Origin of the sequence: Streptomyces tailanensis (genome assembly GCF_008386495.1) — a bacterium.
In the GTDB taxonomy this organism is placed as follows: Bacteria; Actinomycetota; Actinomycetes; order Streptomycetales; family Streptomycetaceae; genus Streptomyces; species Streptomyces tailanensis.
In genome coordinates this window covers 36,268-62,755 of sequence record NZ_VTHJ01000039.1, presented here as the reverse complement: position 1 = coordinate 62,755, position 26,488 = coordinate 36,268, and the positions used below count along the sequence as shown (strand labels likewise).

The 26,488-nt window shown below is 69.4% G+C and carries 26 protein-coding genes; 8 read left to right on the top strand and 18 right to left on the bottom strand.

Annotated elements, in window-relative coordinates:
- The first annotated feature begins 413 nt into the window (after positions 1 to 413).
- Positions 414 to 1,769: an aspartate aminotransferase family protein gene (locus F3T56_RS28210; RefSeq protein WP_149828180.1), complete on the top strand. Its 1,356-nt coding sequence runs from the start codon at positions 414 to 416 to the stop codon at positions 1,767 to 1,769.
- Positions 1,770 to 2,049: 280 nt separating this feature from the next.
- Here F3T56_RS28210 and F3T56_RS28205 read toward each other — a convergent pair whose 3' ends face one another.
- Positions 2,050 to 2,448: a hypothetical protein gene (locus F3T56_RS28205; protein WP_149828179.1), complete on the bottom strand. Its 399-nt coding sequence runs from the start codon at positions 2,446 to 2,448 to the stop codon at positions 2,050 to 2,052.
- A gap of 117 nt (positions 2,449 to 2,565) precedes the next feature.
- Here F3T56_RS28205 and cpt point away from each other — a divergent pair, with 117 nt between their 5' ends.
- The 4 genes from cpt to F3T56_RS28185 all read left to right on the top strand — a co-directional run bounded on the left by cpt (position 2,566) and on the right by F3T56_RS28185 (position 7,174).
- Complete coding sequence (gene cpt, locus F3T56_RS28200) at positions 2,566 to 3,099, top strand: chloramphenicol phosphotransferase CPT (RefSeq protein WP_149828178.1); 534 nt, start codon at positions 2,566 to 2,568, stop codon at positions 3,097 to 3,099.
- A 175-nt stretch (positions 3,100 to 3,274) separates the two neighbouring features.
- On the top strand, positions 3,275 to 3,970 hold the full coding sequence (locus F3T56_RS28195; RefSeq protein ID WP_149828177.1) for a GntR family transcriptional regulator: 696 nt from the start codon (positions 3,275 to 3,277) through the stop codon (positions 3,968 to 3,970).
- On the top strand, positions 3,967 to 6,468 hold the full coding sequence (locus F3T56_RS28190; RefSeq protein ID WP_149828176.1) for a dolichyl-phosphate beta-glucosyltransferase: 2,502 nt from the start codon (positions 3,967 to 3,969) through the stop codon (positions 6,466 to 6,468). The genes F3T56_RS28195 and F3T56_RS28190 overlap by 4 nt, the downstream gene beginning before the upstream one ends.
- Before the next feature lie 55 nt (positions 6,469 to 6,523).
- A complete protein-coding gene (locus F3T56_RS28185; protein WP_149828175.1) occupies positions 6,524 to 7,174 on the top strand; it encodes a hypothetical protein in 651 nt (216 codons plus the stop codon).
- A 4-nt stretch (positions 7,175 to 7,178) separates the two neighbouring features.
- Here the strand turns inward: F3T56_RS28185 and F3T56_RS28180 are convergent, their stop codons facing one another.
- Complete coding sequence (locus F3T56_RS28180) at positions 7,179 to 7,364, bottom strand: hypothetical protein (RefSeq protein WP_149828174.1); 186 nt, start codon at positions 7,362 to 7,364, stop codon at positions 7,179 to 7,181.
- A 495-nt stretch (positions 7,365 to 7,859) separates the two neighbouring features.
- Between F3T56_RS28180 and F3T56_RS28175 the strand changes: the two genes are divergently transcribed.
- From F3T56_RS28175 to F3T56_RS28165, 3 genes are read left to right on the top strand one after another with little or no spacing between them, the layout of a single operon-like run.
- Positions 7,860 to 8,129, top strand: coding sequence for a hypothetical protein (locus tag F3T56_RS28175; protein WP_149828173.1), 270 nt, complete (start codon positions 7,860 to 7,862; stop codon positions 8,127 to 8,129).
- A complete protein-coding gene (locus F3T56_RS28170; RefSeq protein WP_149828172.1) occupies positions 8,122 to 8,745 on the top strand; it encodes a DUF6879 family protein in 624 nt (207 codons plus the stop codon). The genes F3T56_RS28175 and F3T56_RS28170 overlap by 8 nt, the downstream gene beginning before the upstream one ends.
- A 50-nt stretch (positions 8,746 to 8,795) precedes the next feature.
- Positions 8,796 to 11,207, top strand: coding sequence for an ATP-binding protein (locus F3T56_RS28165; RefSeq protein WP_342786990.1), 2,412 nt, complete (start codon positions 8,796 to 8,798; stop codon positions 11,205 to 11,207).
- A 13-nt stretch (positions 11,208 to 11,220) separates the two neighbouring features.
- On the opposite strand, the gene F3T56_RS28160 is transcribed toward F3T56_RS28165, so the two are convergent.
- The 16 genes from F3T56_RS28160 to F3T56_RS28085 all read right to left on the bottom strand — a co-directional run bounded on the left by F3T56_RS28160 (position 11,221) and on the right by F3T56_RS28085 (position 26,408).
- The gene (locus F3T56_RS28160) at positions 11,221 to 11,487 is read right to left on the bottom strand and encodes a hypothetical protein (protein WP_149828171.1); all 267 of its coding nucleotides are present in this window, start codon (positions 11,485 to 11,487) and stop codon (positions 11,221 to 11,223) included.
- Positions 11,484 to 11,843: a DUF6247 family protein gene (locus F3T56_RS28155; protein ID WP_149828170.1), complete on the bottom strand. Its 360-nt coding sequence runs from the start codon at positions 11,841 to 11,843 to the stop codon at positions 11,484 to 11,486. The genes F3T56_RS28160 and F3T56_RS28155 overlap by 4 nt, the downstream gene beginning before the upstream one ends.
- Positions 11,844 to 12,039: 196 nt before the next feature.
- The gene (locus tag F3T56_RS28150; protein ID WP_246203942.1) at positions 12,040 to 12,849 is read right to left on the bottom strand and encodes a YgjP family zinc-dependent metalloprotease; all 810 of its coding nucleotides are present in this window, start codon (positions 12,847 to 12,849) and stop codon (positions 12,040 to 12,042) included.
- A gap of 4 nt (positions 12,850 to 12,853) precedes the next feature.
- Complete coding sequence (locus tag F3T56_RS28145; protein WP_149828169.1) at positions 12,854 to 16,597, bottom strand: type I restriction endonuclease subunit R; 3,744 nt, start codon at positions 16,595 to 16,597, stop codon at positions 12,854 to 12,856.
- Positions 16,598 to 16,780: 183 nt separating this feature from the next.
- On the bottom strand, positions 16,781 to 17,089 hold the full coding sequence (locus tag F3T56_RS28140) for a helix-turn-helix domain-containing protein (RefSeq protein ID WP_149828168.1): 309 nt from the start codon (positions 17,087 to 17,089) through the stop codon (positions 16,781 to 16,783).
- Between the two features lie 82 nt (positions 17,090 to 17,171).
- Positions 17,172 to 17,438: a hypothetical protein gene (locus F3T56_RS28135; RefSeq protein WP_149828167.1), complete on the bottom strand. Its 267-nt coding sequence runs from the start codon at positions 17,436 to 17,438 to the stop codon at positions 17,172 to 17,174.
- A complete protein-coding gene (locus tag F3T56_RS28130) occupies positions 17,431 to 17,745 on the bottom strand; it encodes a DUF6247 family protein (protein ID WP_149828166.1) in 315 nt (104 codons plus the stop codon). Before F3T56_RS28130 ends, F3T56_RS28135 begins: the two co-directional genes overlap by 8 nt.
- Before the next feature lie 185 nt (positions 17,746 to 17,930).
- The gene (locus tag F3T56_RS28125; protein ID WP_149828165.1) at positions 17,931 to 18,284 is read right to left on the bottom strand and encodes a hypothetical protein; all 354 of its coding nucleotides are present in this window, start codon (positions 18,282 to 18,284) and stop codon (positions 17,931 to 17,933) included.
- 144 nt (positions 18,285 to 18,428) lie between these two features.
- Complete coding sequence (locus tag F3T56_RS28120; protein ID WP_149828164.1) at positions 18,429 to 18,704, bottom strand: hypothetical protein; 276 nt, start codon at positions 18,702 to 18,704, stop codon at positions 18,429 to 18,431.
- Positions 18,704 to 19,087, bottom strand: a complete 384-nt coding sequence (locus F3T56_RS28115; protein WP_149828163.1) for a hypothetical protein — start codon at positions 19,085 to 19,087, stop codon at positions 18,704 to 18,706. The genes F3T56_RS28120 and F3T56_RS28115 overlap by 1 nt, the downstream gene beginning before the upstream one ends.
- A gap of 195 nt (positions 19,088 to 19,282) precedes the next feature.
- Entirely contained in the window at positions 19,283 to 19,471 is a 189-nt protein-coding gene (locus tag F3T56_RS28110) for a DUF397 domain-containing protein (protein ID WP_149828162.1), read from the bottom strand.
- Positions 19,472 to 19,484: 13 nt separating this feature from the next.
- The gene (locus tag F3T56_RS28105; RefSeq protein ID WP_149828161.1) at positions 19,485 to 20,336 is read right to left on the bottom strand and encodes a helix-turn-helix domain-containing protein; all 852 of its coding nucleotides are present in this window, start codon (positions 20,334 to 20,336) and stop codon (positions 19,485 to 19,487) included.
- Positions 20,337 to 20,370: 34 nt separating this feature from the next.
- On the bottom strand, positions 20,371 to 21,597 hold the full coding sequence (locus F3T56_RS28100; protein ID WP_149828160.1) for a restriction endonuclease subunit S: 1,227 nt from the start codon (positions 21,595 to 21,597) through the stop codon (positions 20,371 to 20,373).
- Positions 21,587 to 24,316: a type I restriction-modification system subunit M gene (locus F3T56_RS28095; protein ID WP_149828159.1), complete on the bottom strand. Its 2,730-nt coding sequence runs from the start codon at positions 24,314 to 24,316 to the stop codon at positions 21,587 to 21,589. The genes F3T56_RS28100 and F3T56_RS28095 overlap by 11 nt, the downstream gene beginning before the upstream one ends.
- A gap of 80 nt (positions 24,317 to 24,396) precedes the next feature.
- Positions 24,397 to 25,140 (bottom strand): RloB family protein, encoded by a 744-nt coding sequence (locus F3T56_RS28090; RefSeq protein WP_149828158.1) that lies wholly within the window; start codon positions 25,138 to 25,140, stop codon positions 24,397 to 24,399.
- Positions 25,140 to 26,408, bottom strand: coding sequence for an AAA family ATPase (locus F3T56_RS28085; RefSeq protein WP_149828157.1), 1,269 nt, complete (start codon positions 26,406 to 26,408; stop codon positions 25,140 to 25,142). The genes F3T56_RS28090 and F3T56_RS28085 overlap by 1 nt, the downstream gene beginning before the upstream one ends.
- Positions 26,409 to 26,488: the final 80 nt, after the last annotated feature.

Genomic DNA, 26,488 nt, shown 5'->3' with positions numbered 1-26,488 from the left:
TGTCAATTGCAGCGGCCGGACGTTCCTCGCCCCCGCCGCCCCTACCCATTCCCGTCCCCCAGGGGCTGCCGCCCCTTCGACCCCGCTTCGCCTGAGAGCTCGGGGGGTGCGGTTTGCATGGCGGGTGCGGGTTGTACTGGGTTGCTCGCGCAGTTCCCCGCGCCCCTAAAAACAACGGCCCTGCGGGCCGCTGAAAAGCACGGGGCGCAGCCCCTGCTTTTCAGGGGCGCGGGGCTGTGTCGATGTGCGGCTCCGCCGCGTGGGCGCGACAAGCCCCCACCCACCCGCACCCGCCACCACACCGACTGAACCGAGCTCTCCCGCCCGGGGGCGACACACTGTCGCGTTCCCGCCCTGACCGCAGACAGGTCGCCGATACCGGGCCCGCCCCGCGCACCCGTAGCCTCACCCTCATGACCCCTCAGCCGAATCCCCAGGTCGGTGCCGCGGTGAAGGCGGCGGACCGAGCCCATGTCTTCCACTCCTGGTCCGCGCAGGAACTCATCGACCCGCTCCCCGTCGCCGGTGCGGAGGGGTCGCACTTCTGGGACTACGACGGCAGGCGCTACCTCGACTTCACCAGCGGCCTCGTCTACACGAACATCGGCTACCAGCACCCGAAGGTCGTCGCCGCGATCCAGGAGCAGGCGGCGACGATGACGACGTTCGCGCCGGCGTTCGCGGTCGAGGCGCGCTCGGAGGCGGCCCGGCTGATCGCCGAGCGGACGCCGGGCGACCTGGACAAGGTCTTCTTCACCAACGGCGGCGCCGACGCGGTCGAGCACGCCGTCCGCATGGCCCGGCTGCACACCGGCCGCCCCAAGGTCCTCTCCGCGTACCGCTCGTACCACGGCGGCACCCAGCAGGCCGTGAATCTCACCGGCGACCCGCGCCGCTGGGCCTCCGACGCCGGTACGGCCGGGGTGGTGCACTTCTGGGCGCCGTTCCTCTACCGCTCCCGTTTCTACGCCGAGACGGAGGAGCAGGAGTGCGCCCGGGCACTGGAGCACCTGGAGACGACGATCGCCTTCGAGGGCCCGGGGACCATCGCCGCGATCATCCTGGAGACGATCCCCGGCACGGCGGGCATCATGATCCCGCCGCCGGGCTACCTGGCAGGCGTACGCGCCCTGTGCGACAAGTACGGCATCGTCTTCATCCTCGACGAGGTCATGGCGGGCTTCGGCCGGACCGGTGAGTGGTTCGCGGCGGATCTCTTCGACGTGGTCCCCGACCTGATGACCTTCGCGAAGGGTGTGAACTCGGGTTACGTCCCGCTGGGCGGCGTCGCGATCTCCGGCGCCATCGCGGAGACGTTCGCCAAGCGCCCGTACCCGGGCGGTCTGACGTACTCCGGGCACCCGCTGGCCTGCGCCGCCGCCGTGGCGACGATCAACGTGATGGCGGAGGAGGGTGTCGTGCAGAACGCGGCCGACCTCGGCGCGACGCTCATCGGCCCCACCCTGCGCGAATTCACCGACCGCCACCCCTCCGTGGGCGAGGTCCGAGGCGTGGGCATGTTCTGGGCCCTGGACCTGGTCAAGAACAAGGAGACCCGCGAACCCCTCGTCCCCTACAACGCGTCCGGCGAGGCCAACACCCCCATGCTCGCCTTCGCCACCGCCGCCAAGGCCTCCGGCCTCTGGCCCTTCGTCAACATGAACCGCACCCACGTCGTCCCCCCGTGCAACATCACGGAGGCGGAGGCGAAGGAGGGCTTGGCGGCCCTGGACGCGGCGCTGACTGTGGCGGACGAGTACACGGACTGAGGCGACGGGGCCGGCAGCTCCTTGGCGGGCGGGCCCCGTAGGCCCTCGGTAATTGGCAGTTCCGTCTCAGCGATACGGCTCGACACGCCGCGTTCGAAGCGTGCGGATGAGACGGAGCTGCCAATCGCCGCCTACGGACCAGCGGGCCCGGAGCCCGCAGCTCAGCGGGCCTGGACCCGTACTTCGCAGGTCGCCGAAAAGGTTCTCCGCAGCGGCCCCACCGCGTCCGATCTCGACCGGGCCGGACCGGGACAGCTATCGCCGCTGCGGTTCCGATCGGCTAGCGATCAGCTACGACCGCTTGATCTTCACGATCGGGTGACCTGCGAAGTCCGGGCCTAGAGGCCCGCCTCCCGAGAACTCGTACGGCACGCGCGGCACGCGTGGCTCGGCTCACCTCGGCCGTCACGGCGGCCGCGTAGCCGCGCCCGCGGAAGTGGGCCGGGGTGTGGGCGGGGGCCACCCGGATCTGGCCGGCGACGATCGGGGCCATGCCCGCCATGGGGACGGGGGCGCCCCAGAACATGACCCCGCCGCTCGGCGATGCGGGAGACGGCCCGGGGTGGAGTCGCTCGCGGTCCTGCTCGCCCGCGACCCGCCCCCGGCCCTCCGGGAACGGCTCCAGCGGGGTGAGCGCGCCCAGGCGGTACAGGCGCTGCCGCCAGGTGTCCGGGTGCATGCCTCACGCCTTTCGCGACACCAGCCGTCACCCACCATCAACAGCCTCACCAGCCACCCCGACCGCCCCCACCGAAATTCGGTGCGCGCCGTCCGGGCCGCGCCGTACCGTGACCCGATGCTGACGCGGATGGTCATCCTCAACGGTGGTTCCAGCTCGGGGAAGTCCGGGATCGTGCGGTGTCTGCAGGACGTGCTGCCGGAGCCGTGGCTGGCGTTCGGGTGTGACTCGTTCGTCGACGCCCTGCCCGCGAAGATGCAGGCGTCCGACGACGGGTTCGACATCGCGGCGGACGGCACGGTGACCGTCGGGGCCGAGTTCCGGGCGCTGGAGGCGGCCTGGACGGAGGGCGTCGTCGCGATGGCCCGCGCGGGCGCCAGGATCATCGTCGACGACGTCTTCCTCGGCGGAACGGCGTCCCAGCGGCGCTGGCAGAAGGCGCTCGGCGACCTGTCCGTGCTGTGGGTCGGGGTCACGTGCGAGCCCGAGGTCGCGGCGGGCCGTGAGATCGCCCGGGGAGACCGGGCGCGGGGCATGGCCGCCTCGCAGGCGGACGTCGTCCACGAGGGCGTGTTCTACGACCTGAAGGTGGACACGACCCACACCGAATCCCTGGTGTGCGCGCGAACCATCGCCGCCCACATCAACTGATCCGGCGGGCGCCAACAGCCGGAAGGCGGCCGTAAAGCGGCGGGCCCAAAACACCTTCCGCCGAATCCGAACGCGTAAGGTGACGTGCTCGTAAGAGAACACAGAGAGCACGCACAGCGCCCACAGCAACGCACAGGAATGCGTATCCGTACGCGGATTGGGGACCCAGACCACGATGCCCGGCACCGGCGGCGGCAATGGCGCCGTGACCCGTAGCACCCTGCGGCAGCAGCTCGCGGACGCGCTCCGTGACGAGGTGCTGGCCGGCAGACTCAAGCCGGGGCAGGAGTTCACGGTGAAGGAGATCGCCGAGCAGTACGGGGTGTCGGCGACGCCCGTGCGCGAGGCGCTCGTGGACCTGTCCGCGCAGGGGTTGCTGGACGCCGTTCAGCACCGGGGTTTCGAGGTCCACGAGTACTCGGCGGCCGACTACCGGAACATGGTCGAGGCCCGGCTGATGGTCACCGACGGCATGTTCCACCGGCTCGGCGACCGCAAGGTGGACGTGGACCCCCGTACGGCAGCCGCCCTCGCCGGGGTCCGGCGGCGCGGCGAGGAGGCGCGGCGCGCGGCGATCTCCGGTGACCTGAACATCCTCATCGGCTACGACCTGCGGTTCTGGCGTGAGCTGACCACCCTGTTCGGCAACCCGTACCTCACCGACTTCCTGCACCGGCTGCGTCTGCAGTCCTGGGTGTGCGCGGTGCAGCGGCTGCGCCGGGCGGACGATCTGAGGGGTCGGCTGTGGGCCGGGTACACCGATCTGGTCGACGCCCTGGGCCGCCGGGACGCGCGGACCGCGCGGGAGATCGTCGCCGGGTACGACGAGCACTCGCTGACCCTCGTGGAACCCGGGACGGGCGGCGGATGAGCGGAACGTCCGGCACTTCCGGGTCGTCGTCCGGCATCACGTCCGCGTCGTCGGTGAGCGTCGACCTCTCGGTGGTCATCCCCGCCTACAACGAGGAGCGCCGCCTCGCCCCCACGCTCGACGCGATCATCGACCACCTCACCGCCACCCAGGCCGCCGCCACCTGGGAGATCATCGTCGTCGACGACGGCTCGACGGACGGTACGCGCGAGGTGGTCGCCGCCGTCACCGCACGCGACGCGCGCGTCCAGCTCGTCACCGGCGGCCCCCGCAACCTGGGCAAGGGCCACGCCCTGCGGCTCGGCGTCTGCGCCTCGTACGGCCGTCGCGTGCTGCTCACCGACGCCGATCTCGCCGCGCCCATCGACGAGTTGGAGCTGCTCGACAAGGCGCTCTCCGACGGGCACGCGGCCGCGATCGGCTCGCGCGAGGCGCCCGGCGCGAGCATCGGGCGACGGCAGCACCGGCTGCGCGAGGCCCTGGGCCGCGCCGGGAACTTACTGATACGCGGGCTCGCGGTGCCCGGCATCCGCGACACCCAGTGCGGCTTCAAGCTGCTCGACGGCGACCGCGCCCGCGAGGCCTTCGCCGCGTCCCGCCTCAACGGGTTCGGGATAGACGTGGAGATACTCCACCATTTCCGGCGCAACGACTGGCCCGTCGCCGAGGTGCCGATCCGCTGGTCGCATCAGCCCGGCTCGAAGATCCGGCGCCGTGACTACGCCCGCGTCCTGGGCGAACTCGCCGCCCTGAAGGCCCGCTCGGCCCGCCACACCCTCCGCCACGCCCGCCCCGCCGACGTACTCGCGATCATCACCTTCCTCCTGATGTCGGTGGCCCTCTACGCCGGCCGCTGGCTCGACCCGAACGGCCGCTACCTCCCGGACTCCCTCCAGGACCAGAACCAGTGGGAGTGGTTCTTCGCGGTCACGGCCAACAACGTCGCCCACCTGCGGAACCCCCTGTTCACCAACCTCCAGGGCTTCCCCGACGGCGTCAACCTGATGGCCAACACGGTCATGCTGGGCCTGTCGGTCCCCTTCACCCCGGTCACGCTCACCCTCGGCCCGTCGATCAGCCTCGCCCTGGCGATGACCCTGGGCCTCGCCGCCACGGCCGCCGCCTGGTACTGGCTGCTGGTCAAAAGAGTCGTACGACATCGGGGCGCGGCCTTCGCCGGAGCGGCTCTCGCCGCCTTCGCGCCCCCGATGGTCAGCCACGCCAACGCGCACCCGAACTTCATCGTCCTGTTCATGATCCCGCTGATCGTGGACCGGGCACTACGGCTGTGTACTGGCGCGCGAACCGTAGGGGACGGCGTCGTCCTCGGCCTGATGGCGGCGTACCAGATCTTCCTCGGCGAGGAAGCCCTCCTCCTCGCCGCGATGGGCATGCTGCTGTTCGCCGCAGCGTACGGGCTCGTACAACGGGACTTGGCCCGGGAGTACGGGCGCCCGCTGCTGCAGGGCCTGGGCATCGCGGCCCTGGTGGCCATGCCGCTGGTCGCCTTCCCGCTCTCCTGGCAGTTCTTCGGCCCGCAGAGCTACACGAGCATCGGCCACGGCGACCACGCCGGCAACAGCCCCCTCGCCCTCCTCTCCTTCGCCGAACGCTCCCTCCTCGCGGGCGACCGCGAACGCGCCGACGCGCTCTCCCTCAACCCCACCGAGCAGAACGCCTTCTACGGCTGGCCGCTGGCCCTCCTGGCCCTGGGCATAGTCGTACGCCTCTGGGAACGCCCGCTGGTGAAGGCACTCGCCTTCACGGCACTCACCTCGGCCGTCCTCTCCCTGGGCCCGAAGGTCCGCCTCCCCCAAACAGACCTGATCCTCCCCGGCCCCTGGGCACTGCTCGCCGAGAAACCCCTCTTCGAGTCGGTCGTCGAGGGCCGCGTGGCGATGATCTGCGCCCCGGTGCTGGGCATGCTCCTCGCCCTCGCCTGGGAACGCCTGGCGGCGGCAGGGAGCATCGGCACCCAGTACATCGGCTTCCTCGCGATCGCCCTCGCCCTGCTGCCGATCGTCCCGGCCCCGCTGAGGTCGGTGGAGCGGCCGGAGGTCCCGGCGTTCATCGCGGACGGCACCTGGAAGTCGTACGTCGACACCGGGGCCGGCGAGACCCTGGTCCCCGTGCCGCTGCCGGACCCCGGCAACGCGGAGGCGCTGCACTGGCAGACCACCGCCGACTTCGGCTTCCGGATGCCCGGCGGCTACTTCAACGGCCCCTTCGGCGAGGACCGCACCGGCATCTACGGCGCCGCCCCGCGCCACACCTCCCACCTCCTGCGTGACGTCCGCTACAGCGGCCGGCTCCCGGTGATCGGCGAGAACTGGCAGGCGCAGGCCCGCCGGGACTTCGCGTACTGGCGGGCGGGCGCACTGGTCCTGGTCCCGCAGCTGTACGACGAGCAACTGCGGGAGACGGTGGACAAGCTGGTCGGGCACCCCGGTAAGTGGGTGGGCGGTGTATGGGTATGGGACCTGCACGAGGGGGACTGAAGCCGCGTCCAGCGACTACGCTTCCCTGACCACAATGTGAGTGAGGAGCTCTCTTTTGGCCTGTGACCTCTGGTTGGTCCCGCTCGTCGACGTGTTGTGCCACACGCCCGACAATCCCTTCGCCGAGGAACTCGCGCTCTACAACAAGCTGCTGGCCGAGGCCGGGCTGCCGCCGGTGCCGGTGTTCCAGTACATGCCGGGGCTGACCGGCGATGTCGCCCCGGTCGCGGGCTTCGACTACGACGCGCTGCACTTCCTGCGCCGGGCGTATCTGCTCCAGGTGTGCGGCCTGGCGGTGACCCCGGTGGACGAGCTGGGCGGCGACTACGAGCAACTCCTGGAGATGTTCGAGACGACGGCCCAGCAGTCGCACCTGGTCTGGCACTACGACCACGCGGGCGCCTACGTCCCGGTCGACTTCCCGCAGCCCCTCTCCGACGACGAACTCCTCGCCGGCGGCGGCCCCCTGGGCTCCTCCCAGGCCCTCCTCCGTGAACTGGAGTTCGTGGCCCCGTCCATCGGCATCGACCCGGCGAACCCCCCGGCCCCTCCCGAAGCCCCCCTCCTCCCCACAGACTTGGAGGAACCAGCCGTCCCCGCCCCTTACGACCCCAGTCCCTTCGCCCGCGAACGCCACGTCTGGCTGGGCCTCCACGCGGCGGCGACCCGAAGCCTGGCCCAGGGGTCGATGATCGTGTTCAGCTGAGGGGTCAGCAGTCCAGCTGTTCCAGGCCCTTCTTCAGGTCCTCGGCGTTCATGACCGGCGTGTACGACACATCGGCGCCCAGATCGAGGAAGAACGGCTCGGCGATCGCCCGCGCACCCGGTGCAGCTGCCCGGCGGTTTCTCCGGCTTCCACCTCCAACTCCCTTGCCATTGTGCAAAGATCCGCGCACGGCCGTGGGCGTCGGGAGCCACGGCGGAAGCGGGGAGCGGGGAGCGGGGGAAGCGGGGAGCGGGGGAAGCGGGGAGCGGGGGAAGCGCGACACGATGGACCGGCTGAGCCCCGACGCCCCCTCCGGCATCGGGGGCGGCCGTCGTCTTCTCCGCCGAAGCCGAGCTGCTCACGTCCCCCGCCCAACTCGACCCGTCCCGGTCGGATCCCGGCTGCGAAGCCCCCTCCGGCGCCCTCACCCTCGGCATCGTCAAGTAGCCACCGCACGCCCTTGCCCCTGCCCCCTGCCCCTCGGCAGTGAGACCTGCCCCGCCGGCGTGTGCCGTCGGCTGAATTCCAGGTCGAGCGAGGCCCCAGCCGCTTGAGCCGGGGCGCTCACGGCACCATTGCGGCCGGAACGAGCCCCGGGGTGGCCCAATGCCCGGTTGTTCTGCGTATCGAGACGGATACAATCTGTAGTAGCTGAACGTGCAACCAAATGGACTGGGGGCGGAAGATGACTCGCGCATGGGAGGCCGATCCCTCCGCGTTATTCGAGCGGCGGCTGGGCAAGTCGGCCAAGGAGCTGGGCAACTCGGACGGCCGGGACGACTGCCCTGACATCTGGCAGCTCGACAACGGCGACATCGCGGTCATCGGCAGGGACCTCACGGTCGCCTACGGCTCCCGCCTTCCCGACGGCGTGACTCTCGCGCCGGACGAGCGGCTGGTGGTCATCCCCGGAAGCATGCTCAGCGCGGCGAAGGCGGACATCCCCGATGCTTGACCTCCTTCCCCCGGTTCTCGTACCGGAGTACGGCGAACGGCTCACCCGCGACGCCTACAAGCGTGACTTCCAAGAACGTGACGCGGCGATCCGGGACGCGGACTCCTGGAAGCTGGAGCGACTTCAGCACTTCGAAGAGGAGGGCAGTCCCAGCCGTGACGCCCTACGCCGAGGGGAGTGGGCGACAGCGCTGCGGCTGCTCGAGAACCGGCGCGACGCCCTGCTCGCCACCGCCCGGGAGGACACCCGCAAGGGGCATCGCTTTCACCGTGTGCGGGTGGTCGAGAAGCCGTTGTCGCCGTACCTGCAGTGGGAGTTGCATTCCCATCGCCAGCGCGCCGAGTACGGAGAGCGGATTCGCGTGGTCGGCGCCGAGCAGGTGGCTTCGGTGGAGCGCACATGCCGACTGCCGGAAATCGTCGTCCTCGGCGGCGCCACCCTCTTCCAGGTCCTCTACACCGAGGCCGGCGCCACACTCGGCGCGCTCCGCTACACCGATCACGACCTGGTCGGCAGTTGGGAGAACTACATCAGGAGGCTCTACGAGGCAGGGGACGACGTGAGGTCCTACTTCGAGCGGGAGGTGGCGCACCTGCCGCCGCCCAGGACCCTGTAACCACCACAGCCCCGGAGCAGCCGCGGAGGAGGACGGAGCAAGCGATCACCGTGTCCAGCGCCGACGACGACAAGCGCCCAGGCAGCACGCACTCCGAAGTGTCGGGGACGTCCTCCCGCGACGTCGTACAGGCCAGGGACATCGCGGGAGGGATCCACTTCCACGAACAGGCGACGCGGGACGGCGGCTCCGCGGCCCCCACGCCACGGCAACTCCCCGCCGACGTACGCGGTTTCGTCAACCGGACCGAGGAACTCGACCAGCTGAACGCGGTACTGACCGGCGAGAGCGACGATCCTCTCGTCGTCTCGGTGTACGTGATCGCCGGCACCGCCGGCGCCGGCAAGACCTCGCTCGCGCTGCGCTGGGCCCACCAGGTCCGCGACCGCTTTCCCGACGGCCAGCTCTACGTCAATCTGCGTGGTTACGATCCTGGGCGACCGGTCACCGCCCAGGAAGCCCTGCACCGGTTCCTGCCCTCGCTGGGGGTCCGCGCCCAGTCCGTACCGCAGGACCTCGACGCGGCCGCCGCGCTCTACCGCTCGCTGCTGGCCGACCGCCGGATCCTGGTCGTCCTCGACAACGCGGCCACGGTGGCCCAGGTCCGTCCGCTGCTGCCCGGCGGCGCGAGCTCGCTGGTCGTGGTCACCAGCCGCAGCCGATTGTCCGGCCTCGCCGTCCGGGACGGAGCACGGCGGCTCACCCTGGGAACACTGCCGGAGCGCGAGGCCATCGCGCTGCTGCGGGCCGTGACCGCCGACTACCGGCCGCAGGACGACGAGCGGCAACTCGCCGAACTGGCCCAGCTCTGCGCACGGCTGCCCCTGGCCCTGCGCATAGCCGCCGAACGGGCCGCCAGCCACCCCCACATGCGGCTGCACGACCTGACGGCCGATCTGCGGGACGAATCCGTCCTGTGGGACGCCTTGAGTACGGGCGACGACGACGAAGCCGAGGCGGTCCGCACCGTCTTCGCCTGGTCCTACCGCGCGCTGCCCGACCAGGCGGCCTGGCTCTTCCGTCTGCTGGGCCTCCATCCCGGCCCCGAGTTCAGCCTGGCCGCCGCCGCGGCCCTCGCCGGAGTCACGACGATCCGGGCCCGCCAGCTGCTGGACTCGCTGGTCGGGGCCCACTTGCTGGAACAGACCGCCCCGGACCGCTACCAGTTCCACGATCTGCTCCGCGCCTACTCCGTCGACCAGGCCCAGCACGAGGAGCCCGAGGAGGGCCGGAGAGCCGCGCTGCGCCGCGTCCTGGAGTGGTATCTCCACACGGCCGACGCGGTCCAGAGCTGGATCAGCCCTGACGAGGACCGCCTGAGCCTCGCATCGCCTCCGAACGGAGTGCGCCCCCTGTCCTTCGCCGATTACGACGCCGCGGTGGACTGGGCCGAGCGTGAACACACCAACCTGCTGCAGGCGGTCCGTACAGCGGCCGCCGCCGAGGACGACCGGCTCGCCTGGCAGCTGTGCGCCGCTCTCTGGCACGCGCAGTTCCCCTCCGCCGCGGGCGCCGACTGGCTGGGCGTGGGCCGTGTCGGACTGGACGCGGCGGGCCGGTCCGGCGACCGTGCCGCGCGGGCCCTCCTGTTCACGGACCTCGGCATGGCCCACTCACGGGTCAACGAGCTGGCCGAGAGTCTCGAATGCCACCGGAACGCGCTGGAGATCTGGAACGAACTGGGCGACCGCCTCAACACGGCGCACTCGCTCAATCTGATCGGCCTGAACCACCTCCACCGCAGGCGACTCGACACCGCCGCCCGCCACTTCGAGCAGGCCATCACCCTGTTCGAGGAACAGGGCTCGGCCCTCTGGACCGCCACCGCGCTGTCCAACCTCGCGACCACCCACTACAGAGCCGGACGCCTTCCACAGGCCACGACAGCCATCGAGCAGGCGCTGGCAGCACACCGCGCCCTGGACAACAAGCGTGGCGAGGGCAACATCCTGCGCCTGCTGAGCGGACTACAGCGTGAACAAGGCGATACGGAAGAGGCCCTGGCCTCGGCCCAGACGGCAGTCGAGATCGCCCTCGGCCTCCGCAACCTCCGCCTGGAGGCCTACTGGCTGCTCGCCCTCGGCGACGCACAGCAGGCCGACGGCCGGTTCGCCGACGCCCTGACCTCCTACCAGCGCTCCGCCACGCTCGAACTCCACCTCGGCGACCGCAGCAAACAGGCCCTCGCGTGGCACCGTACGGGCGAGGTCTACCGCCGGCTCGACCGTCACGCGGAGGCAGCCGACTTCCACCGTCAGGCCACCACCACCCACCACGAACTCGGCGACACCTGGCACGAGGCCCTGGCCCTCGACGGCCTGGGCTCAGCCGTACACGGCGAGGACCCTCAGGCGGCCCGCAGTCACTGGGCAGAGGCACTGCGACTGCTGGCCGACTTCGAGGACCCACGCGCGGCGAGCACGCGCGCCGGCCTCGAACGCCGACTGGCGGAGGCCGGCTGAGTCGGCCGGGAGGTCAGACATGCGGGTCAGGATCGGGTGTGATCTGCCAGATGGAGACGAGTTCCGAGCGCGGCGTGATCATGTAGACGAAGAAGCCGCCGTTCAGGAACGCGTGCTTCGCCCCCTCGTCGGCTTCCTGGTACCCAGGCCCGTGCAGATACAGGGCTTCGGCGGCTCTGACGAGTTCGTCGGCCCTCTTCTCGACCTCGGCAAGGAACGTGGGTGGCGCACCGGCCGCCACCGTCTCCTCGTCCGGGACGTACTCCCACTCCCAGCTCACGCGCCGCGCACCGCCTCAGCCGCATCGCGGTAGATGCCGCTCGCGGTAGTGAGATGGTCGCGTGCTTCGCCCGGAGTGGTCGCGATCTGGGCGAGGTACTCGGCGCGGCGGTACGCCTTCGCGGTTTCGGGATGTCGCTCGATCTCGATCAGGGCGGCCCAATGTGCGAGGTAGGCATGGACGGGCTTCACGGAGTCATGCTCCAGTGCCGCGGCGAGGGCCTGGTCCTTGGCCTGGTCATAGGCGGGGAGGAGGTGAGGGGCGACGATGGCGCAAGCCGCACGCAAGGCCGCCGGAGTGCGCTCTGGGCGCGGAATCACGGGGGCGTCGCCGGGTTCGGCGTGCTGAGCGCTCACGTTGCCATCTCCTTGTGTCCGGTGGCTCGGATGACCTCGGTGGTGAGAGGTCGGCAAGGCGTAAGTGGACTGTAACGCGCTCAGGCCTCTGTCCTCTGCCCAAGCCGACGACGGTGACCAGGCGGGCGCCGGGGACCGCGGCGGCGGCCTCGCCGTGGGCCGGGGGAACACCGGGTCCTCGGCGCCGTGGACCCGGTCAGCGGTCGAGGTCCCCCATCCACACACGCCGTCCCAGTTCGTCCAGTTCGGCCTTCAGTCGACGGCATTCCGGAAGCGCCCGTCCCAGCAGTCGCCAGTAGTCGGTCCCGTGTCCGGACACTCGCGCATGTGCGAGTTCATGGGCGACGACATAGTCGACGAGATGGATAGGCAACTGAAACGTAGCCCAGTGTAGGGAAATCACCCCGTGGCCGGCCGCCCCAGAGCGAAAGCTTCCCCACCGATGGCCCAGGTCACGTACACGTACCGATGCTTCGGGTACGTCCATCCGCGCCGCCCACGGCTGGAGCCGTCCCCGCATCCAGCGCTCCCCGGCCCGGCAGTACCAGTCCGCCAGTGCCTTCCGTGCGAGCGTCTGATCGGCGGCGACAGCTCGGTCCAGGCGCAGCCGTCCTGCCACGAGTCTCACCGGTGCCGCCTGCGGCGCCGGTTCTTCGCCCTGCCTGTTGTCGACAACCAGGAGCCGGTAATCCCGCCCGAGGTAGCGGTGGATCTCGCCGTTTCGAAGAGAACGTGCGGGATGCAGTTGGCGGCGCTCGTCGCTGAGGCGGGTCTTGGCGGCGATCCAGACCTCACTGCCTCGTACGAACTCCTCTGCCCGCCCGACCGCGCATCCTTCGAAGGCGTGCAGAGTGAGGGACCTGTCCCGCTCGACCGTCAGGCCCAGGCGGCGCCGCCGCGGGCTGATCCGCACTCTCAGCTCACGTCCATCCACGACCAGCGTCCCGTCGTCGGTGAGTTCAGGCTCATCGAGACGGGCCATGGAACGGACGGGCTGTGCGCGCATGGGCCTATTCTCTCCGCGTCTCGGCCCGGAACTCCTCCAGGTGCTCCACCGCGTACCCGGCGAGGGCCGAGGAGAGCCGCTTGACCTCTTCCCGTCCCAGGCCCGAGCGCCGCAGTTCGGGCGCCCGGAGCCGTTCGTAGAGCACCGACTCCAGGAATGTCACATGGCGCTCCTGGCCACCGAAGGACGCCAGCCGCACCGTGCCGGTGATCTCGCCGTACGTCACATCGACCAGATGACGCAACCTCTCCGGAGGCGTGTGCTCCAGGCTCTCGCTCTCCGCCAGCTTCTCGCCGATCAGCATGTACAACCGCTGCCGCATCGGCGACAGATCGGCGACGGCAGGATCGGCCTGCTCGGCGCGCCGGGCTCTGTCGACAAGCGGCCCGAGCTCCCGGGAGATGTCCTCCCAGTTCCCGGCGAACTCCTCCAGCACCCGCTCCAGCTCGACGGAGAGCTGCCGGTACACCGGACGCTCCTCGACGGCCAGCCGTTCTTCCAGGTGGTAACGCAGGGCCTGTACCTGCTCGGCAGCGGCCTCGCGCACGGGGAGGGTGCCGACCACTTCGTCGAAGTCCGGAGCGAGGATGGAGACGGGTGGGATCCGCTGCTCGACCTCCTGCGCCTCAAGGTGGTCGGCGATCAGCGCGCGCACCTTGCGCCCGTATCCACGCATCACGAAGTCGCCACCAGTGTCGTCGCGGTAGTGGCGGCGCACACGCATCTGGAGCACGCTCCACGCCCGTACGTCATGCAAGTGGTCCAGCGCCTTCTCGTGCGGCAGCACCCGGTCCACGGCTCCCAGGAACTCGCCCAGACTGGTGTCGAAAGCGGCGCGTACCGTCGGGTCCGCGAGGGCGAGCACGGCGCTGCCGAGCCCGGCTCGGGTCGTGAGCCCGTCCGGGTCGATGCCCGCCCCCGCGAGGAACGCTCGCACCTCGTCGGCCGTCCGCTTCATCTCCGGAATCTCGTCCGCCATGCTGCGCAGCGAGTCCAGCGCGGGCGGGTTGCCCCGGTACGCGGCCAGGGTCACGCCGAGGTTGTTCAGGACTCCGTAGTAGTCCACGACCAGCCCCTCCCGTTTGCGGCGGGCAGGACGGTTGACGCGGGCGATCGCCTGGAGCAGTTCCGCGTCGCGGATGGGCCGGTCCAGATACAGCACCTGCTCGATGGGCGCGTCGAAGCCGGTCAGCAGCATCGACTTCACGATGAGGAAGGCGATGGGCGGCTGCTCGGTCTCCTCCCCGCGCCCCTCGCCACCGCGCGCACCGCCGCCGAAGACCAGATCGCTCCATGGGTTCATGCCGCCCACGGAACCGGCCGGGACCGGGTCGGGCTCGGTCGGCGGCTGGGTCGCCCAGGGGTTGTCGGGCGGCAGCTGCGGGAACGGCCGGAGGAAGCGCGCGATGTGCTCACCCTGCTTGTCGCTGTCGGTCCACTCGCGCCACACCCCCTCCTTCTGCTCGGCCCCCGCGGAGATCACCGGTACGAAGTCGATGCGCCGCAGCAGCTCCTGGAACTGCCAGGCGCGCAGCAGGAGCGATTCCTCAGCGGTGTACGTCTCAGGTGCCCTGCCCCGCAGGGCCTCGCGCCCACCGCTGCCGTCGAACTCCGCGACGCGCCGCAGCAGATCGGCTCGCGCATCGCGCAGAGCATCGCGGTACATGACCGCTGCCCGTCGGCTCACCGCGGCGACCTGGGCCTTGAACCCGCCGGTGAGCGGCCCGGTGACGTAGTGCTCCAGCATGTCGATCGCCTTGCGCCGGATCAGCGGCGCCGACGCGGCCACGGCCCGCGCGGAGGGAGCGCCGTACTTCTTGCGCACCCACTCCTGCTGGTCCTCGTCCAGCGGCTCGATCAGGTCCTCGAAACACTCGTCCATCCGCTCCTTGTCGCGCACCTCGGCGGTGGTGGCGCGGCCTTCGTAGCGGACGGGCACGACGACCTTGTCGCGTTCGGCCTCGGTCATTCGGTACGTGTCGAGGAACTCGGGGTTCCCGCCGGGCTCGGTACTCGGCTCCATGCCGAAGATGCGCCCGGTGTCCTTGAGCCGGCCCTGCATCAGCGGGGTGCCGGTGAAGCCGATCCGGGCCGCGTTGGGCAGGGCCTTGCGCAGGCAGGCGTGGAGGACGGAGGTGTGCGAGCGGTGCGCCTCGTCGACGAGCACCAGGACCCGGTCCGAGTCGCTGCACTCGGGGAAAATCCGCTCGGCGCGGCTCAGCGTGCGTTCGTCCGGCGCGGGGTCGGCCACCTCCTCGGCACTCTCGCCCGCCTCGACCCGCCGCCGCGCCTGCTCGAAGTCCTCGGCCAATGCGCGGTCCTGGCCGTCGGCTGTGTCGTCCCCCTCCCCCGTGCCGGGCACCAGATCGCCGAGGAACTTCTGGATCGTCGCAAAGATCACCGCCCGCCCGCCGGAGCGGCCCGCCCGCTGGAGCAGACTCTCCAGGTCCGTACGTGAGGTGGCCTGCCGGATCTCGGAATCGCTGAGCTTCACAGCCCGCTGCAACTGCCGCTGAAGGTCGGTCCGGTCCGTGACCGCGACCAGGGTGATCCCGTTCAGCTCGGGGTCCCGGCTCATGTGCAGCCGCCGGGCCAGGAACTGCATGGTGAAGCTCTTGCCCGCGCCCTGCGTGTGCCAGATGACGCCGCCCCGCTCGTCCCGCTCCCCGCCGGTGACGCGGCGACTCGGGCGGGTGCGCAGCCGCGCCACGATCTTCTCGGTGGCACGGTACTGCTGGTGGCGGCAGACCACCTTGGCCGTCTTCGGCTCGGTGGCACGGGCACGACGCCCCGTGTCGTCGCCGCTCTCCCCGTCGACGGGCTTCTCGAAGACGTAGTGCCGGACGATGTTGAGCAGGTTGCCGGGCCTGAGGACGATCGCGGTCAGCTTCTGCTGAAGGGTGGGCGCCTCCTCGGGACCGAGCAGCCCCCAGCCGCGCAGCTCACGGCGCAGCTCCTCCACACCGTCGTCGCCCGGCCGCGCCGGGTCGCCGTAGTCTGGGCTGACGCTGCGCCACAGCGCGTAGTGCTGTTCGGCCGAGGAGTACGTGCCGAGCGCGGCATGCGTTCCGTCGGCGGCGACCAGCAGCTGCGCCGGGGCGAACAGATGCGGTATGCCGCGCGGAGCGCCGGCGCCGTGCCGCGTGTCGTCGTCCAACGGCCTCCCGGTGTAGGCGCGCAGGTCACGGATGGCCTTGCCGAGCGGGTCACGTATGTCCGGCGACTTGCACTCAACGACGACCAACGGAACGCCGTTCACGAAGAGGACAAGGTCCAGCACGGACGGCCGCCCGTCCGCGTCACACACCCGCAACTGGTCGACGACGAGGTAGTCGTTGCGGGCCAGGATCTCCTCGCGTCTCCCCTCCAGCGCCTCACGCGACCAGTCGAAGAACGGCGTCTTCACGTCCCGCTCGTCCGGCCCCGGCTGCAGGACACCGTGCAGCAGGAGGGTGGTGGCGTCCCGGTTGGCCCCCGGCAGGGACTGGGCGGACACATGGCGGGCGACGGCGCGCAGTTGGGAGACGGCAGGATCAGTGTGCGCGTCGCTCGTCATCCAGGCCGAGGTACGCCGCAGGGCGGCCCGCAGGCGCCGCTCCAACAGCACCTCCCGATAATCACCGCGCTCCCCCGACTCCATCAGCCGGGCGCCCTCGATGTGCTGCCACCCCATCGCCTTGAGATGCTCCAGCAGCGGCCGCTCCGCCTCGCCCTGCTCGCCGGTCTCCCTGACTACTCCGGCAGCCATGCGCCTGAGCCCTCCCCTGCGTCACGGTGAACGTGTGAGGGTCCATTGTGGTCCACGACGGAGGGCGCGCGGGCGGTTCGCGCGCCCCTGGGCGGACGGGAACCGCTGTCGCACCTCTGGGCCTCCTGACGGAACTGCTCAGCGACGCGTTCGACGGGTCGGTTACGTGATGCCGAGGTGCGGTTACGCGGCGCGGCTCTCGAAGCGGAACTCCGGCGTCGCGCGAGGATCGATCAGCGCGCCGGAGTGCAGTGCCTCGGCCAGGCTCTCGATCAGTTCGAGGGTCGGGTCGACGCCGCTCTCCTCGATGCGCTCGATCTCCTCCACGGTCAGCCCGGCCCGTTCAGCGAGTTCCGCACTGCTCAGCCCCAGCGCCGAGCGCCGTTCGTAGACCGAGAGAGCGAAGTCCATACGCCGCCCGGCGGCCCTGCACGCGGGATCCTCCCGGTGCTCGGGGCGGACGCTCCAGCCGGTGTGGTAGCCCCTGCTCATGATGCCTCCTCGCCCCTACTCCGATCACCGGCCTTGATCCGCTACGCCACGAGGGCGGCCGCCGCCGAAGGAGGCGTGCCGGTCATTCGGCGTCGAGGCACTGGGCGCGGAGAATGAGGACGGTGTCGTCCCGGTAGTCCTCCTGATACCAGAGCATGACGTTCGCCTCGGCATAAGTACGGACGCCCGAGGCGGACTCCTGAATGTCGAAGGGATGACCGATGCGACGCACTCCGACGGCTTCCGCGATCCTCCGGGCGATGTCCTCCACCACGGCCCGCTGCTTGTCCGTGAGTCCCCCGACGACCTCTTCGGCGTTGGGGCAGTACTCCCACGTCCAGTCACTCACCGGCGTTCTCCTGCGCTGTGGCCAGGATGCGGCTGATTTCGGCAGCGGCGGCGCGGCGTTCGGCTCGGTCGTCGGAGGTGGCGACGATCCGCTCACACTCGGCCAGACGGGCCGCCACAGAGGGGAGGCGATGGACGGCGACCCACCCAAACCAGTGTTCGAGGAAGGCGCGGCACGGAGTCAGGGTGAACGTGTCGCGGGCCTCCTGCGTGGCTTCGTCCCAGTGCTTGTCGAACTGCGGGAGGGCGTTGGCGGGATCGAGGCGGGTCACGGCGACGCGGAGGGCTGCCGGAGTCTTGTCAGGCATGGGAATCAGCGGATCGCCGCCATGCGGCGCTACAGGTTGGGCAGTCACGTGCGGGTCTCCTGGAAGGGGAGTAGGTTCCTCTGGTTCGACGGTATCGGGAGCGGGCCCGGCCCGCGCCCACATCGCCTTTGTGAGCCGAGCCAAGACAGATCTATGCGTTGTGTTGTAGTCCCGCTTTCAGTCGATCACAGCCCGGCCTCGGCCTCGGCATCCGCGTGGATCTTCCTGATCTCGGCGACGGCGGCCGTGGGGTCGGCCTCCCCGGCGCTCACCACATCTTCCAGATGGCCCAAGCGGGCAGCACGTGAGGGATACCTCTGGATCGCTACCATCACACCCCAGGCATGGACGAACGTACGGAGCGGCACGAACGACTGGAGTTGCTGGGCTCTGGTGGTCGCATCGACAAGATCGCTTATGAACGTCGGTGTCCGGCTCGGCGTCAGGCTTTCGACGGCGGTGCGCAGCGCTCCAGGGGTGAGCGCGGGCATCGGGATGAGCGGCTCGTCGGCCTGCGGATCTTCGGGCGGGGCGGTCACGGTGCGCTCCCGGTCGGTGGACGTTCGCTGTGTTCTCGACGGTGCCCGCAGACGCCGACCATACGAAGGGGACGAGTCGACTACGGCCCGTGGGGGCGACACGGTGATGTGCGTGCGTGCCGCCCCCACGCGGAGAATTTGTCCCTACGGCCAGTGGACTCCCGGGCTGCCCACGGAGGGCTTGCGGCAGTCGGGCAGCTTGGACACCGGCGTGATCACCGAGGCCGTCGCGTCGTCGAGCGCGTAGCAGAGTTGGGCGTGCAGGACCTCCGCCTCGGCGGGCGTAAGGCGCAGAGCGAGGTCGGTCTCGAATCCGCCGTCCCTGGTCAGCCAGAGGTCGATCGTGAGTGCGCCGTCCTCTCCTCGTCGTACGGGCTTGCTGGGCACGCGGTTGATCTGCATCCGGGGTGTGCTGCTCATCAGGCCGCCACCCCCATCGTGGGCGCCGCGACCGGTCGGCCGATGCGGTGGCCGTGGATCACCCATGGCCCGACATCGATCCCGTCGAGCGCGAGCACCAACGCTCGCCGCCGCATGCGCTGTTCGTGCGCGACGAGGTAGGGGCGGATGCGGGGCGCGGGGCGGGGCGTGGGCGGGGCGGTCCTCCTACGGAACCGCAGGAGGTACGGCGGCAGTGCGGGAATCTCGGCACCGGCGACGAGAACCCGGTAACCGGGCGGTCGCCGGACCACGTCCGGCAAGGGTCCGGGGACGGGGACGATCACACGCAAGAGGCACGCGAGGACAAGGACGGCCGCATGCACGAGTGTTCGTGCGAGACCGGGCCGGATACGGTGGGACATGCTGACGCTCCTACGAGGCGTTGGCCATGCCCCGGGGTGGTCGCACACCGCCGGGGCGCTTTGCGTGACGGCGCACCACTCTCACTCAGTGCCGCTTCGCCGCTACACACAGTACGACTCACAGGATGCGCGAGACAACATGTTGTCTCACCTCGCGGAGATTGGCATATGCCACCAACAGCCACTTGAGGGCGCCTACGTGAAGTCGTCGAACTCCCCCGCCCTGACCCCTTCGAGGAAAGCGCGCAGCTTCCGGTGTGTGGTGCGGACGATCACGTCAGGATCGTCACCCTCTCGGAGAAGAACGAAGCCGTCGTCCTCCGCAACCTCGACGCAGGCCCCGGTATCCGCCGAGAAGGACGACTTACGCCAGCGAAGTTCCACCGGTCCCCAACCCTCAAATCTCTCTGGCCGCCTGCCGAATGAAGTCGAGCGACACCTCCGGTTCCAGCGCACGCTCACGCATACGGTCAAGAACCGCGCGGTAGTTCACAAGGTAGGTCTCGGCATGGAGGAAGGTGACACCGGTCGGTACGTCGATCTGGACCGTGTCCAGTTGCGGCACCGGCCCGCACGCGTAGAGCGTCGAACTGCCGGCGTTGGCGAAGCCACCGGCACTGAACGGCACGACCCGGGTTGTGATGTCGGGCCGCTCAGCCTGCTTCAGCAGATGGTCAATCTGCCTGCGCAGAACCTTCCGATCGCCGAACCTCATGCGCAACGCCGTCTCATGGATCAGGAACTCGCATGAGGGCGGTTGGGGCCGGTCGAGCAGCGCCGCGCGCCTGAGCCGGAACTCGACGTGCCGCTCCAGATCCACCGGGTCCATGGTCGGCACCGCCTCAGCGAAGATGCCTCGCATGTAGTCGGGGAGCTGGAGAATGCCAGGCATATGCATGATCTGAGCCGACCGTAGCCGGGCCGCGTAGTGCTCCATCTCCGCGATATCCAGCAGGCCAGTGGGAAGCGACTCCCGATACTCGTCCCACCAGTACGGCCCACGCTCCCTGGCCATGTCGGCCAGGGCGTCGACGTACTGCGCATCAGGGCAACGGTAGTTGGCGGCCCAGACCCTCACCCGGTCACTGCTAACCCCAGAGCGGGCGGATTCGGTATTACTCACCGTCGTCCGGTCCGTGCGGTGCAGCGTGGCTGCCTCGTTGATCGTCATACCGATGTGCTCGCGCATCCTGCGCAACTCGGCGCCGAGACGGCGCTGGCGCTCGGTGGACGGCTTTCTGACGGGCACCAAGGGCCTCCCGGTAGTTCGCGCCGACACCCTTCTACGCGGCTGCGGGGGTGAGTTTTCCACTGAGCAACTTGGCAGCCAGGCCCTGCTTCATCGTGCGAATCTTCTCAAGGTTGTCGATCTCCGCAGCGATTTGCTGATCGCATGTGTCCAGGGCGGAAACCAGCTTGGCCTGATCCGACAAGTCGACCGGCAGGTCGATTTCCAACTCGCGGAGCCGTGATGGGTTCACGTTAACCTGCTGAACTGCGACTGTCGCAATCGAACGCACTCGTTGTCGGATCACAGGATGCTGGAGCCATTCCACCAGGTAGCGCGGGTCGAGTCGCCTGGTATCGGGGTTCAGGCGAACCAAATAGGAGGCGAAAGTGGCCTTTTCGAGCTCCCCTCCCCAAATGCCAGCGCGACCGACGTGCTCGATGCTATTGGTCCTGTTGAACAACACGTCGCCTGCTCGCAGGAGATGCCGAGAGTCCACCTCTTGCGGCGAGTAGCGCAACTCCCTGAGATCAGGTCGACCATCACGCAGATTATTCATACGCAGCGTAGGGGTACCGCTGGCGTCACTATTCAGAGCGACAGAGATCCCGTAGTCGGCCGATGGAACGACTTCCTTCAGCGGAACGCGCTCCCAGCCCCGTGGAGTAGCGTCGCCCTCGATTGCCGCCATGCCGTTCAGTACGAGACCACGCCGGACTGAGCGCAGCTTGGCTACCGCCACCTTCGAGGCCCGCTCCGATTCGGTGGCTCCCTCCAAGACTTCAACGATTCGATGCTGTCCCTCCAGCGGAATGAGCGGAAAAGGCATCTTTGCGAACCGACTTCCCCCTAGATGGGAGATGCTGGTCTTTTCTGCAACGCTGGCAAACCGCCCCAAGCGGCGCCACTGCACGAAAATTTCCTGCGCATAATCAGGCAAAACGCCACTATGCGGCCTGAAGCGAATGAGCGTGTTCTGAAAGCAAAATGACTCGCTGTCGCCCGTATAGATTGCGCTCCTCCCAACATTGAACAGGCTTTCCTGCCCCTCGTTAAGGAGAATGTCCCCGGGGTGAAGTTCGTAGATGCGCTTCTCGACGTCGGTGAATCCCATGGTCTTCACATCGCCGTAGTCGATATGCCCTTCAAACACGTTGGCGACCCGGAGATAAGGCATCTGCCCCGCAGCATCCTTACTGGCCGGCGAAAGCTGTTTCCCCATCCGCACCTCGCCGACCTCGCCCACAGGCACCCACCGGACGTCATCCAGTTCAGCCGACATAGCCCAGCTCCTTCAGGAAGCCGTTCAGCCGCTCGGCCGCAGCTTCGCGCCGAGCCTCGATGTCTCGCAGCGACACCAGATACTTGCGCTCCCAGCCCACGTACGTGTCGATCAACTCACGCCGTCTGCGTACGACATGACCCTCCAGCTTCGACGCCAGGTCGTCGCAAAGGATGCCGAGGACGACACCTCGCGCGCCCTCCTCGTCCAGGGCGTCGCGGGCCCCGTGCAGGCCCGGCGTCGGGCGGTCGGGCTCGGCGGGGAGGGTCATGTCGAGGGTCGTCTGGCCGGCCGCGTCGTCGGAGGCTGCGGCGGACTCAGCGGCCTTGGACGACTTGGCGGTCTTCGCCGCAGCCCCCGCGCCCAGGCCGTCCAGCGGGTAGAACTCCTCCTCCAGCGCCTTCACCGCCTTGCCCGCCGCCGTGCGGTCCCGCTTCGCCTTCTTCAAGTCGGCCTCGCTGAGCAGCGCTTCCGCCACCGCCGGGTCGAGGGTGGGAGTGCCCTCGGCGGAGTCCGAGGACTCGCCGTCCTCCGAGACACCCGCCGCCGCAGCCGCCCGCGCCGCCTCCGCCTCCTCGGCGGCCTTCACCTTCGCGTCCAGCCGTGCCTTCTCCGCGTCCGCTTCCGCCAGGTCCTTCAGGAACTTGGGCGCGATGCGGGCGACGACCTTGTGGCCGTACGCCTGCCGCCGCTCGGCGGCAGTCCGCTTGCGCGCGCCGCCCGTCCACGGGTTCGGCTCCGGCTCCAGCAGGGTCTCGACCGTGTCGACCCAGCCCTCGACGACGCCCTTGAAGCCGTTCTCCGCCAGCGCCTTGAGTTCATTGCGGGCCTCCTGCCACCACCCGGCGACCGCGCCCGCGAGGGCGTACCGGTCCAGCAGGCCGACGCTCAGCAACTGTTCACGGAAGGAGTCGATCAACTCGGCCCGTAGTCGGGCGAGTTGAGCGCGCTTCTCGGACTCCGTGCGGTCGTCGCCCTCGTACGGCGCCAGCTTGGCGATGTTCTCCGTCTCCGTGGCCCACCACTTGTCGAAGGTCTCCCGGAGTTCCCGTTCCCGGTCCTCCGTCAGTGCGGACAGCCGGTCGGCGTCGGGGCGCCGGTCCTTCGGCAGGAAGTCGACATACGGGGATGAGTCACCGTCGCCATCCGCCGGGCGCTCGGCGAACAGGTCCGTGAGCTTGACCTCGTACGCCGCCAGCACCGCCGCCTTCTCCGGCGCCTCGATCTCCGCCCTCGGCACACCACCCACTAGGTGGGCCCGCACATCCTGCGGCTCGGGCGGCGGGGTGTTGTCGACGTAGCGGCGGATGTTGAGGTTGTACTTGTTCTTCCGGATCTCGCCCCGCTCCACCCACCGCGCGAAGCGCGGCACGTCCGTGCCGACCGGCGCGTGGAAGGTGGAGACGATCTTCTCCACGTGCTCGGGCAGGAGGACGTTCTGCGCGCGCTCGGCGTGGAACTCGCGGTCCGCGTTGATGAAGAGGACCTGGTCGTCCCTGCCGTCCCGCTTCCGGCCGCGCGAGCGCAGCACCAGCACGCAGGCGGGGATGCCGGTGCCGTAGAAGACGTTGGAGGGCAGGCCGATCACGGCCTCCAGCAGGTCGTCCTCGATGAGCTTCGCCCGGATCTTCTCCTCCGTGCCGCCGCGGAACAGCACGCCGTGCGGCATGACGGTGAAGACCGAGCCGCCTCGCCCCTTCACCATGTGCAGCATGTGCTGGAGGAACATCAGGTCGGCCTTGCCCTTCTCGGACGTCTGGCCGTGCGGCATACGGTCGTCGATGTCGTCGATGTCCGCGGCCCGGTAGTCCATGGAGAAGGGCGGGTTGCTGAGCACCACGTCGAACGACCGGTCCAGGTGGAGCGGCTGCGTCAGGGTGTCACCGGTCTTCAGGTCGAAGTCGTGGGCGCCGTGGAACAGCATGTTCATGGTGGCCATGACCCAGGAGCCGTTGTTGGCGTCCTGCCCGGCGAGGGCCAGGTCCTCGGTGTTGCCGCCGTGCTCCTCGATGTACTCCTTGGCGTGGATGAGCATGCCGCCCGAGCCGACGCACGGGTCGTACACGCTGTGGCCTGGGCGGGGCCGGGCCAGTTCGACCATCATCCGCACCACCGCGCGCGGGGTGTAGAACTCGCCGCCCTTGGTGCCCGCCGAGTCGGCGAAGTCCTTCAGCAGGTACTCGTACGCGGCACCGATGACATCGGGGAACTCGAAGTCGTCGCCGCGCAACCGGAGGGCGCCGAAGTGGCCGATGAGCGCCGACAGCCGCTTGTCGGCCAGCTTGGCCGCCGCCGCCCCGGTGCCGCCGCCCCCGCCGATGCGGTTGAAGTTGATGTGGTTGAACAGGCCGCGCAGCCGCTCGTTGCCCTTCTGGCCCTCCATCGCGTCGAGCGCGGGCTGGAGGTACCGCGTGGCCACGTCGTCCACGGCTTCGGCCAGCCGCTCCCAACGGGCCTCCGGCGGGACGTACATGATCCGCCGGGCCGTGTAGTTGGCCGGTTCGGCGGCCTCCTCCTTCGCTTCCTCGTGCGAGGCCCCGGCAGCCATCTCCTTTTCGATGATCTCCTCGTGGGCGGCCTCGAACTCGTCGTTGGCGCGCTTGAGGAACAGCAGGACGAGAAGGAAGTCGCGGTACTCGGCGGCGTCCATCGTGCCGCGCAGGATGTCCGCCGCCGCGAAGAGGTGGCGCTCCAGTTGGTCGAGCGTGAGCTTGGCCACGTACGGGCTCCCAAAGGTATGAGCAGGCGGGCGGGCAGAGCGGCGTACCGCTCCGCCGCGGAGTAGTACGACCCCTCAGCCTAGTAGCCGCCGAGGAGCAGTCCTTCCTCCACGAAGCGCCAGACGTCGGTGTAGGGGTCCCAGTCGTTCGGGTTCGGCGAATCGCACCGCTTGTTGATCGCCTGTGCGTACCTCTTGGCGTCGCGGTAGCGGCTGCCGTCCTCGCTCAGCACCTGTTCCTCGCGCACGTGCTTGGACTGTGTCTCGCTGACGCTGCGCACACTGCGCCCGTACGTCGCCGCGAAACCGGGACGCGACCGCAGGCGGCCGTTGGCGTCGCCGCAGACGCCGCCGAAGCTGCTGGTGTAGTTCGTGTAATGGAGCAACCGCCACAGTTCGAAGCAGGGGTGCGAGTACGCGACCTTGACCCCCTCCTTCTCCGCCAGGCGTCGGGCCTCCGGGATGGACAGGTGGTCGTCGCGGTCGAAGAGCACCCAGACCTGCGGCCAGTTCCAGTCCCTGTCCTGTTTCAGCCCGGCCTCCTTCGCCTCCCGCTCCACCTTGCGCAGGGTGCGGACGGCCTCCTGGACCAGACGTAAGGGTTTGCGCAGCTTGCTCTCGGCGTTGGGGTTGCCGATGTGGTGCTGGACGGTCTCCCCTGCCTTGGCCGGGGTGCCGTTCTTCATGATGATGTCGATGTACTCGGGCTCGGTGACCTCGCCCTCGGTGAAGACGTAGACCTGGCGGGGTCTGCCGGTGCGGCCCTTCGTACCCCCTCCGCCCTTCCTCCGGTTGATGCCGTCCCCGCCCCTTGTCCTCGCCATCAGTCCTCTTCCGCCTCCATCCGCGCCAACTCGTCCGCCCGAAGGAGCCGCCGTCCGATCTGCCCCTCCGACACCTTCGGCACCGCTCCGAACGAACCCGCGAGGTAGGAGGTCATCAGGTCCTCGTCCTCCGTCGGCTCCCAGTCGGCAACCGACGACAGAGCGGTGGCGCCACGCTCGTCCTTCTCCGTGAGCCAGATCTGGCCCGGTTGCAGCAGCCGACCGCCGCCCGGCGCACGCAGCAGGGAAGGATCATGGCCGGTGAAGACGAGCTGCGCGCCCTTGGGGTTCACCCGGGACGACTGGAAGAGACGTACGACCTCGGCCGCGAAGCGCGGATGCAGGCTGGAGTCGAGTTCGTCGACGAGGAGCACCGCGCCGGTGTCGAGGGCCAGCAGCAAGGGGCCGATCAGGGCGAACCACGAGCGGGTGCCCCAGGACTCCGCCTCCCAGTCCATGAGCGTCTTCCCGCCGCCTCCCGCGTGCTCCAACCGGACCAGCGGCCGACCGGACGAGGTCTGTTCGACCTCCACCCCGGCGATACCGAGATCGGCCACGCGCAGCAGTTCCTCCGCCCGTCTGCGGAAGTCCTCGCTGTGCAGCAGACGCTGGGCGGTGTAGGCCTCACGCTGCGGGCGCTCCGTCTCAGGGGTGACGTCCCAGAGGTTCTCCCTGAACCAGTCGAAGACAGGCGCGAGCTGTTCGTGGCCGGCGTTTCCCGCGCGGGTGAGCAGCAGGGAGTCCACGGTCATGGTGCGGGCCAGCCGCGCGCGGTCGTGGAGCCGGTCACCGGGGAAGTCGAAGGGGTTCTCGCGGGTCGCGTCCCGCTCGTACCAGACCTGACGGCGGCCCTTGGGATAGGCGTAGAGCCACTCCGCCTCGACCCTGCGCGAGCCCAGTTCGAAGCCGTAGGTCCAGCGGACGCCGTCTTCGAGGAGGATGTCCGCCTCGTAGAGGGAGGTTTCCGACGCGGCTTTCGGGTCGAGGGCGAACTCGTCGCGCGGAATGCCGTCGTAGGAGGTCCAGTCGGCGTACGAGCGCAACACCGCACGGCGCATGTTCTTCAGGGCCGCGACGACATTGGACTTGCCGGACGCGTTGGCGCCGAAGACACCGAGCACGGTATGGACGGGGAGCCTGCGGCCATCGGAGAACACCGTCTCGCGGGCGGCGGCACGCTCCGCCTCGGCTTCCTCAGGGGCAACGAACGACAGTTCCTGCTCGTCGCGCAGGGATCTGACATTCGCCACCCTGAATCTCAGCAGCATCCCGTCTCCTTCATGGCGCACAGACTAGTCAGACCATCTGGCCGCCGTAGCGGATACGCGACGGCGGCCGACTCCATCAC

Bases quoted from the DNA above. Each gene is read 5' to 3' on its own strand.
- cpt (WP_149828178.1), top strand. From the start codon at position 2,566: ATGCTGACGCGGATGGTCATCCTCAACGGTGGTTCCAGCTCGGGGAAG.
- F3T56_RS28170 (WP_149828172.1), top strand. From the start codon at position 8,122: ATGCTTGACCTCCTTCCCCCGGTTCTCGTACCGGAGTACGGCGAACGG.
- F3T56_RS28145 (WP_149828169.1), bottom strand. From the start codon at position 16,597: ATGGCTGCCGGAGTAGTCAGGGAGACCGGCGAGCAGGGCGAGGCGGAG.
- F3T56_RS28205 (WP_149828179.1), bottom strand. From the start codon at position 2,448: ATGCACCCGGACACCTGGCGGCAGCGCCTGTACCGCCTGGGCGCGCTC.
- F3T56_RS28130 (WP_149828166.1), bottom strand. From the start codon at position 17,745: ATGCCTGACAAGACTCCGGCAGCCCTCCGCGTCGCCGTGACCCGCCTC.
- F3T56_RS28140 (WP_149828168.1), bottom strand. From the start codon at position 17,089: ATGAGCAGGGGCTACCACACCGGCTGGAGCGTCCGCCCCGAGCACCGG.
- F3T56_RS28150 (WP_246203942.1), bottom strand. From the start codon at position 12,849: ATGCGCGCACAGCCCGTCCGTTCCATGGCCCGTCTCGATGAGCCTGAA.
- F3T56_RS28195 (WP_149828177.1), top strand. From the start codon at position 3,275: ATGCCCGGCACCGGCGGCGGCAATGGCGCCGTGACCCGTAGCACCCTG.
- F3T56_RS28175 (WP_149828173.1), top strand. From the start codon at position 7,860: ATGACTCGCGCATGGGAGGCCGATCCCTCCGCGTTATTCGAGCGGCGG.
- F3T56_RS28120 (WP_149828164.1), bottom strand. From the start codon at position 18,704: ATGAGCAGCACACCCCGGATGCAGATCAACCGCGTGCCCAGCAAGCCC.
- F3T56_RS28085 (WP_149828157.1), bottom strand. From the start codon at position 26,408: ATGCTGCTGAGATTCAGGGTGGCGAATGTCAGATCCCTGCGCGACGAG.
- F3T56_RS28210 (WP_149828180.1), top strand. From the start codon at position 414: ATGACCCCTCAGCCGAATCCCCAGGTCGGTGCCGCGGTGAAGGCGGCG.
- F3T56_RS28190 (WP_149828176.1), top strand. From the start codon at position 3,967: ATGAGCGGAACGTCCGGCACTTCCGGGTCGTCGTCCGGCATCACGTCC.
- F3T56_RS28100 (WP_149828160.1), bottom strand. From the start codon at position 21,597: ATGTCGGCTGAACTGGATGACGTCCGGTGGGTGCCTGTGGGCGAGGTC.
- F3T56_RS28090 (WP_149828158.1), bottom strand. From the start codon at position 25,140: ATGGCGAGGACAAGGGGCGGGGACGGCATCAACCGGAGGAAGGGCGGA.
- F3T56_RS28115 (WP_149828163.1), bottom strand. From the start codon at position 19,087: ATGTCCCACCGTATCCGGCCCGGTCTCGCACGAACACTCGTGCATGCG.